This is a genomic window from Pantoea sp. Fr-CA_6, assembly GCF_024520895.1.
Classification (GTDB): domain Bacteria; phylum Pseudomonadota; class Gammaproteobacteria; order Enterobacterales; family Enterobacteriaceae; genus Pantoea; species Pantoea agglomerans.
Map to the genome: position 1 here is coordinate 209534 of NZ_JALNPO010000005.1, position 7649 is coordinate 217182.

Annotated in this window: 7 protein-coding genes and 1 tRNA gene; 6 read left to right on the top strand and 2 right to left on the bottom strand. The window is 57.2% G+C overall.

Annotated elements, in window-relative coordinates; genetic code table 11:
* Positions 1-14: 14 nt before the first annotated feature.
* Both NR201_RS11695 and NR201_RS11700 read right to left on the bottom strand, forming a co-directional pair.
* Complete coding sequence (locus tag NR201_RS11695; RefSeq protein ID WP_010251990.1) at positions 15-308, bottom strand: co-chaperone GroES; 294 nt, start codon at positions 306-308, stop codon at positions 15-17.
* 538 nt (positions 309-846) lie between these two features.
* Positions 847-1308, bottom strand: coding sequence for an FxsA family protein (locus NR201_RS11700; protein ID WP_010251992.1), 462 nt, complete (start codon positions 1306-1308; stop codon positions 847-849).
* 328 nt (positions 1309-1636) lie between these two features.
* Between NR201_RS11700 and aspA the strand changes: the two genes are divergently transcribed.
* The 6 genes from aspA (at position 1637) to NR201_RS11730 (ending at position 7367) form a co-directional block, all read left to right on the top strand.
* Positions 1637-3073: an aspartate ammonia-lyase gene (aspA, locus tag NR201_RS11705; RefSeq protein WP_010251996.1), complete on the top strand. Its 1437-nt coding sequence runs from the start codon at positions 1637-1639 to the stop codon at positions 3071-3073.
* A gap of 111 nt (positions 3074-3184) precedes the next feature.
* Positions 3185-4486 carry an anaerobic C4-dicarboxylate transporter gene (locus NR201_RS11710; protein ID WP_033759606.1) on the top strand — a complete coding sequence of 434 codons (1302 nt, stop codon included), beginning with the start codon at positions 3185-3187 and terminating at the stop codon, positions 4484-4486.
* Positions 4487-4551: 65 nt separating this feature from the next.
* Positions 4552-4866 carry a divalent cation tolerance protein CutA gene (gene cutA, locus NR201_RS11715; RefSeq protein ID WP_052271182.1) on the top strand — a complete coding sequence of 105 codons (315 nt, stop codon included), beginning with the start codon at positions 4552-4554 and terminating at the stop codon, positions 4864-4866.
* Complete coding sequence (locus tag NR201_RS11720; protein ID WP_256849796.1) at positions 4842-6545, top strand: protein-disulfide reductase DsbD; 1704 nt, start codon at positions 4842-4844, stop codon at positions 6543-6545. The genes cutA and NR201_RS11720 overlap by 25 nt, the downstream gene beginning before the upstream one ends.
* Positions 6546-6608: 63 nt before the next feature.
* Positions 6609-7184: a transcriptional regulator gene (locus NR201_RS11725; protein ID WP_010252014.1), complete on the top strand. Its 576-nt coding sequence runs from the start codon at positions 6609-6611 to the stop codon at positions 7182-7184.
* Positions 7185-7291: 107 nt separating this feature from the next.
* Positions 7292-7367: transfer RNA gene (locus NR201_RS11730), tRNA-Phe, on the top strand.
* Positions 7368-7649: the final 282 nt, after the last annotated feature.

The window sequence follows — 7649 nt, forward strand, 5'->3', positions numbered from 1 at the left end:
ATTACGCGTAAAAATTACGCTTCAACAACGGCCAGAATGTCGCTCTCAGAGATGATAAGCACCTCTTCGTTGTCGATTTTCTCGGTTTTCGCGCCGTAACCTTCGCTGAAGATCACGATGTCGCCAACCTTCACGTCCAGCGGCTTAATGTCGCCACTCTCAAGGATGCGGCCATTGCCGACAGCCAGTACTTCACCACGGGTGGATTTACCGGCTGCGGAACCGGTCAGCACGATGCCGCCAGCTGATTTAGCTTCAACTTCTTTACGCTTGACGATAACGCGATCGTGCAATGGACGAATTTTCATTTGATAGCTCTCCTTTGAGAAGTCCAATCATTCAGTTTTGGGGTTGAACACCGGGCTGCATGGCTTCCGGCCTCGTGACCAGAGAGATAGGGCCGCTACCACCCACTTTCAAGGGGGCGGACAACAAATTTTTTACCTGTGAGTGATAAGTGATGGCTTTTTGAACAGATGATGGGGCAAATAAAAAACGCAACCCGAAGGTTGCGCCAGCGTGCTGACAAACTCAGTACAGGATGACCCTGGCAGCAACGGCTAAGCTCAGGGCGCAGGAAACAGGGTCAGAAGAGGAAAGCGTCCCGCGCATGGACAAAAACGCCGGGAGCGTTTTTGAACAACGCAAAGCGTTGGCCCGGGCTACGGGCGCACCTCAGGGATGAGGTGCGTAATCGCGCGGGCCGAGCAGTCATGGATGACGATTTTGCGACTTTCCGATCTGACCCTGTTCCCTGTGCGGCTCCGGTCTCACAGCTGGCCGGGTCAGGTTTTTCAACAATCTCACGCAACCCGAGGGTTGCGCTTTCAAAGGTGACAGCTGCGGTTAACGATCCTTGTGATCGTCATGATGCTCAAGGCGATCGCTGTCTTTACGCTCGAACTCGCCATCCATGGTGTAGCCGCTGTCTGGACCGGCTCCCGGCCCCCGCCAGACGCGCAGATGAGGCATCAGCTTCAGCGTCAGATGTTTCTGCACCGGTGGCAGCAGCAGCAGCAGGCCCAGCAGGTCGGTAAAGAAACCAGGCAGCAGCAGCAGGAAACCGGCGATGATCAGCGACACGCTTTTGATCATCTCATTGGCCGGGCTTTCATTACGTGCCAGCTTCTCCTGCATCAGCATAAAGTTTTTCATGCCCTGATTTTTGACCAGCGAGACGCCGATGCACGAGGTGAAGACCACCAACAGCATGGTAAGCAGCACGCCCATGACGTGTGCAACCTGAATGAAGAGGGAAATCTCAATCCAGGCCAGAACGAAAAAGACTAATAACGGTATCCAGCGCACCGTACTCTCCTGTAAGTAGGGGCTGAACGGCAGCGTGCCGGTCAGCAGAAAGCGTTCATCCTGAGGATGATAAGAAAAGAGATGGGCACCCGCGCCGCCATTTTCAACCGATCCTGTCAAATTTATCCTGCGGGGTTAATTTTGTAACCAACTTCACATATCGTTAACCAGGCTGCAGCATTAAGTGATCTGCATGCGTGCTTTTCATATGCATCAGAATATGATCGCACACGCCCCTATGAAGACGGATAATATGTCGGCACGGGTACACCACGACAAAATAAACACATCCTTTGTGATGGTTAGCGGCAACAACAAGAAGGTTATCATGGCGAACAACATTCGTATCGAAGAAGACCTGTTAGGTATGCGCGAAGTTCCGGCGGATGCCTATTATGGCGTTCATACTCTGCGTGCGATTGAGAATTTTTATATCAGCAACAGCAAAATCAGCGACATACCTGAATTTGTCCGCGGCATGGTGATGGTAAAAAAAGCGGCGGCGATGGCCAACAAAGAGCTGCAGACCATCCCGCGCAATATTGCCGATACCATCATTAAGGCCTGCGACGAAGTGCTCAACAACGGCCGCTGTATGGACCAGTTCCCCGTGGATGTTTATCAGGGCGGTGCCGGAACCTCGGTCAACATGAACACCAATGAAGTGCTGGCGAACATCGGCCTTGAGCTGATGGGCCACCAGAAAGGGGAATATCAGTACCTCAACCCCAACGATCATGTGAACAAATGCCAGTCCACCAACGACGCTTACCCAACCGGTTTCCGCATCGCGGTCTACAGCTCGCTACTGAAACTGCTTGATGGCATCAGCCAGCTGGCCGAAGGCTTCCAGCACAAAGCCGATGAGTTCCAGACCATCCTGAAAATGGGCCGTACCCAGTTGCAGGATGCCGTGCCGATGACCCTCGGGCAGGAATTTCACGCCTTCAGCGTACTGCTGAACGAAGAGACCAAAAGCATTCTGCGCACCGCGGAACTGCTGCTGGAAGTGAACCTGGGCGCGACCGCCATCGGCACCCGCCTCAACACGCCGGAAGGGTATCAGCACCTGGCGGTACAGCGTCTGGCGGAAGTCAGCAACCTGCCGGTGGTGCCAGCGGAAGATCTGATTGAAGCAACCTCCGACTGTGGCGCCTATGTGATGGTCCATTCATCGCTGAAACGTCTGGCGGTGAAGCTCTCTAAAATCTGTAACGATCTGCGCCTGCTCTCCTCAGGCCCGCGTGCTGGTCTGAATGAAATCAACCTGCCAGAGCTGCAGGCGGGTTCCTCTATCATGCCCGCCAAGGTCAATCCGGTTGTACCGGAGGTGGTAAACCAGGTCTGCTTCAAAGTGATTGGCAACGACATCACCGTGACGATGGCCTCTGAAGCGGGCCAGCTGCAGCTCAACGTGATGGAGCCGGTGATTGGCCAGGCGCTGTTTGAGTCGATCAGCATTCTGACTAACGCCTGCTATAACCTGCTGGAGAAGTGCATCAACGGCATTACCGCCAACCGCGCAGTGTGCGAAGCCTATGTCTTCAACTCGATTGGTATCGTGACTTACCTCAACCCTTACATCGGCCACCACAACGGCGACATCGTCGGTAAAATCTGTGCGGAAACCGGTAAAAGCGTACGTGAAGTCGTGCTGGAGCGCGGCCTGCTGACGGAAAGTGAGCTGGACGATATCTTCTCGGTGCAGAACCTGATGTACCCGGTTTATAAAGCCAAACGTTATACTGATGAAAACGAACAGTAAGGTTTAACCGACGCTGGTTAACCAAAGGCACACCGCGATCAACACGGTGTGCCTTTTTTTTTGTTAAACAGCACACCCGGCTATTACCGGTTTATCTTTCAGGAGTCATTCATGTTTGTGGTTGAGCTGCTTATCGTCTTGATGGCGATCTGGTTGGGCGCACGTCTTGGCGGCATTGGTATCGGGTTCGCAGGCGGAATGGGCGTGCTGATCCTGACGCTGGGATTTGGCATGGCACCCGGTGCTATTCCGTTCGATGTGATTGAAATCATCATGGCGGTGATCGCCGCGATAGCCGCCATGCAGGTGGCAGGCGGCATGGATTATCTGGTGAGTCTGGCGGAACGCCTGCTGCGCCGCCATCCTCGCCACGTTACGCTGCTGGCCCCGCTGGTGACCTACCTGATGACGCTGCTGGCCGGTACCGGACATACCGCGTTCTCGACATTACCGGTGATTGCAGAAGTGGCGAAAGAGCAAGGCGTTCGCCCTTCCCGGCCGCTGTCGATTGCGGTAGTGGCTTCGCAGATCGCGATTACCGCGTCACCCATTTCAGCCGCGGTGGTCTTCTTCGCCACCCTGCTTGAGCCGCGCGGCGTCAGCTATATCACGCTGCTGGCGATTGCCATCCCCTCAACCATGGTGGGCCTCTTCCTGGCGGCTCTGGTGACTAACTTCTTAGGCCGTGAGCTAAAGGATGATGAGGTCTATCAGGCGCGCCTCGCCAAAGGCGAAGTCACGCTGCGCGGCGCCAGCCTCTACCAGGCAAAACCGGGCGCGAAAAAATCGGTGCTGCTGTTTCTGACGGGCATTGTGGCCGTGGTGCTTTATGCCACCGCGACCAGCGCCAGCGTCGGGCTGATCGTCAATCCGCCGCTGCCACGCAATGAAGCGATTGTGGTGTTTATGCTGACCATCGCCACGCTGATCAGCCTGACCTGCAAACTCGACACCAGCGAAATCCTCAGCGCCAGCACCTTTAAGTCCGGCATGAGCGCCTGTATCTGCGTAATGGGCGTCGCCTGGCTGGGCGATACCTTTGTGAAGGCACATCTGGCGGAGATTCAGATGCTGGCGGGCGACACGCTGAAAACCTATCCGTGGATGCTGGCGCTGGTGCTGTTCTTCGCCTCGATGCTGCTCTACTCGCAGGCTGCGACTACCAAAGCGCTGATGCCCGCCGCGCTGCTGCTGGGCGTTACGCCGCTTACTGCCATCGCTTCCTTCGCGGCGGTTTCGGCGCTGTTTGTGCTGCCGACCTACCCGACCCTGCTGGCCGCCGTTGAGATGGATGACACCGGCTCGACCCGGATTGGCAAGTATGTGTTTAACCATGCCTTTATCATTCCCGGCGTGATCGCCATTGCGCTGTCGGTGCTCTCTGGCTTCGTTTTTGGCGGATTGCTGCTATAAGCGCACTCCTCGTGTTACGGATGGAGCGTGCTATCATCGGCGCTCTTTAAAACAGGAGTCACAGGATGAATGCTGTCGTTATCCTCTGCACCACACCCGATCAGGTCACGGCGGAGCACCTTGCTGGCCTAGCGCTGGAAGCCAGGCTGGCGGCCTGTGTCACACTGCTGCCGGGCGCCACCTCCTGGTATCTCTGGCAGGGAAAAATGGAGCAGAGCAGCGAAGTCCAGATGCTGCTGAAATGCGACAGCGATCATCAGCAGGCGCTGTGTGATCTGCTCAAAGACGCTCACCCTTACGATGTGCCCGAACTGCTGGCGCTGCCGGTTCAATATGGAGACAGTGAATACTTGTCATGGCTGCACGCATCTCTCGCTTAATTACGCTTCTGCTGACGCTGTTTATCGGCCTGCAGGCGCACGCTTCACTCTTTTCAAATCCGGCGACCAGTCGCTTTGTGCCGGTCGATCAGGCCTTTACTTTTGACTTCGACCAGCAGGGCGCGCAGCTCAACCTGCACTGGAAAGTGAAATCGGGTTATTACCTCTATCGCCAGCAGATCCACATCACACCGCAGAACGCGACCATCGCGCCGTTAACGCTGCCGGCTGGTCAGCCGCATGAAGATGAATTCTTCGGCAAAAGTGAAATCTATCCGCAGGATCTGACGCTGCCGGTGACGCTGCAACAGGCGGCCAGCGGCGCCACGCTCAGTGTGACTTATCAGGGCTGTGCCGCCGCCGGATTCTGTTATCCGCCAGAGACGCGCAGCGTTCCGGTAAGTGCGGTAACCGCCAGCAGCGCACCGCCGCCGGTCAGCGCTCAGCCCGCGCCCGCCAGCCCGCTGCCTTTCTCGCCGCTCTGGGCGCTACTGATTGGTATCGGTGTCGCGTTTACGCCCTGCGTACTGCCGATGTATCCGCTGATCTCCGGCATTATCCTTGGCGGACAGCGCCACTATTCGCTGGGCCGACTGTTCGCGCTGGCGATGGTCTATGTGCAGGGGATGGCGCTGACCTACACGCTGCTGGGAGTGGTCGTCGCGGCAGCGGGCCTGCGCTTCCAGGCCGCGTTGCAGCATCCTTATGTGCTGTTCACGCTCTCACTGCTGTTTATCGTGCTGGCGCTGTCAATGTTCGGCCTGTTTACGCTGCAACTGCCCGCCAGCCTGCAAACCCGCCTGACCCTGTGGAGTAATCGTCAGCAGGGTGGCTCGCTGCCCGGCGTCTTCCTGATGGGGGCACTGGCGGGTTTGATCTGCTCGCCCTGCACCACGGCCCCGCTCAGCGCCATTCTGCTTTACATCGCGCAGAGCGGAAATCTGTGGGCCGGTGCCGGGACGCTGTGGCTCTATGCGGTCGGAATGGGATTACCGCTGATCGCCGTGACCCTGTTTGGCAACCGGCTGCTGCCAAAAAGCGGCCCGTGGATGCAAACCGTTAAAGAGGGCTTTGGTTTTGTCATCCTGGCGCTGCCGGTCTTCCTGCTGGAGCGGGTGCTGGGCGATGCGTGGGGATTGCGGCTCTGGAGCCTGCTCGGCGTCGCGTTCTTTGGCTGGGCGTTCAGCGTCAGCCTGCGCGCCAGCAGCGGTAAGTGGCGCATCGTGCAGATTATCATGCTGGCCGCTGCGCTGATCAGCGCACGCCCGTTGCAGGACTGGGCCTTTGGTGGCCCGGCGGCGCAGCAGCAGGCTGTGGCACCGCTGCCGTTCCATACTATCCAGACGCCGCAGCAGCTCGATAGCGCGCTGCAGCAGGCCCGTGGCCGCATCACCATGGTCGATCTCTACGCTGACTGGTGCGTCGCCTGCAAAGAGTTTGAAAAATATACCTTTAGTGACAGCGCCGTGCGCGATAGCCTGAGTCAGGTACAGCTGCTACAGGCCAACGTCACCGCCAACAACGCCAGTGATAACGCGCTGTTGCAGCACCTTCAGGTGCTGGGCTTACCGACGATTTTGTTCTTTGATGCGCAGGGCCGCGAAATCGCCGGATCGCGCATCACCGGGTTTCTCAATGCCGCCGACTTCCGGGCGCATTTGCAGAAACTTACCCCGTAAACAACACTGGAGTCAGGTCATTGCCCGGTGCATTACCGGGCCTGCATACCAGAGGAGAGTCACTTGCAGCGTGAACAGATACTCGAGCATGCATTGAATGTGCTTGAACAGAACGGCCTCGCCGCCACCCTCTCATTGGAAACCCTGGCGGGTTCCGAATTAACCCGTGATCAGCTTCAGCAGTTCTGGCCCGATCGTGACGCCCTGCTCTACGATGCACTGCGCTATCACGGGCAGCAGATTGATACCTGGCGACGCCAGATCCTGCTGGATGAATCGCTGTCGCCCGACCAGAAGCTGATGGCACGCTATGAGGTCCTGAGTGAGCAGGTCAGCAAAGGACGCTTTCCAGGCTGCCTGTTTATCGCCGCCTGCAGCTTCTACCCGCAGCCCGATCAGCCCATCCATCAACTGGCCGAACAGCAGAAACGCGGCTCATGGCAGTTCACCCACGACATTCTGGTGGAGCAGGCGCTGGACAACCCCAGCATGGTGGCCGATCAGATGGAGCTGATTCTTGAAGGCTGCCTCAGCAAGCTGCTGGTGAAGCGCAATGTGCAGGATGTCGCCACCGCACAGCGGCTGGCGGAGGATGTTTACAGCATCGCGCTGTGCCGTAAAAATGGCGCGCTGGCCTGAGGTTTTACCCGCTTTGACTGAAAATCAGGCAATCAGTCACGTTTCCAGGGGTTTTTTGGTGAAAGCCGTTGACGACCCGCGGCCTTTACGGTTTAATGCGCCCCGTTGCCCGAATAGCTCAGTCGGTAGAGCAGGGGATTGAAAATCCCCGTGTCCCTGGTTCGATTCCGGGTTCGGGCACCAAAATTTAAAGAACCCGCCTCTGGCGGGTTTTTTGCTTTTGTGGAGCGAACCCGTTATCGAAGGTTCGATACACTCGCCACATCCTGTGGCTCACCCTCCGGGTCGCGCGAAGCCGCGCGATGCAAAAATGCTCCCGGCATTTTTGTCCGGGTTCGGGCACCATATTTAAAGAACCCGCCTCTGGCGGGTTTTTGCTTTTGTGGAACGAACCCGTTATCGAAGGTTCGATACACTCGCCACATCCTGTGGCTCACCCTCCGGGTCGCGCGAAGCCGCGCGATG

Bases quoted from the DNA above. Each gene is read 5' to 3' on its own strand.
- NR201_RS11695 (WP_010251990.1), bottom strand. From the start codon at position 308: ATGAAAATTCGTCCATTGCACGATCGCGTTATCGTCAAGCGTAAAGAA.
- cutA (WP_052271182.1), top strand. From the start codon at position 4,552: ATGAATGCTGTCGTTATCCTCTGCACCACACCCGATCAGGTCACGGCG.
- NR201_RS11710 (WP_033759606.1), top strand. From the start codon at position 3,185: ATGTTTGTGGTTGAGCTGCTTATCGTCTTGATGGCGATCTGGTTGGGC.
- NR201_RS11720 (WP_256849796.1), top strand. From the start codon at position 4,842: ATGGCTGCACGCATCTCTCGCTTAATTACGCTTCTGCTGACGCTGTTT.
- aspA (WP_010251996.1), top strand. From the start codon at position 1,637: ATGGCGAACAACATTCGTATCGAAGAAGACCTGTTAGGTATGCGCGAA.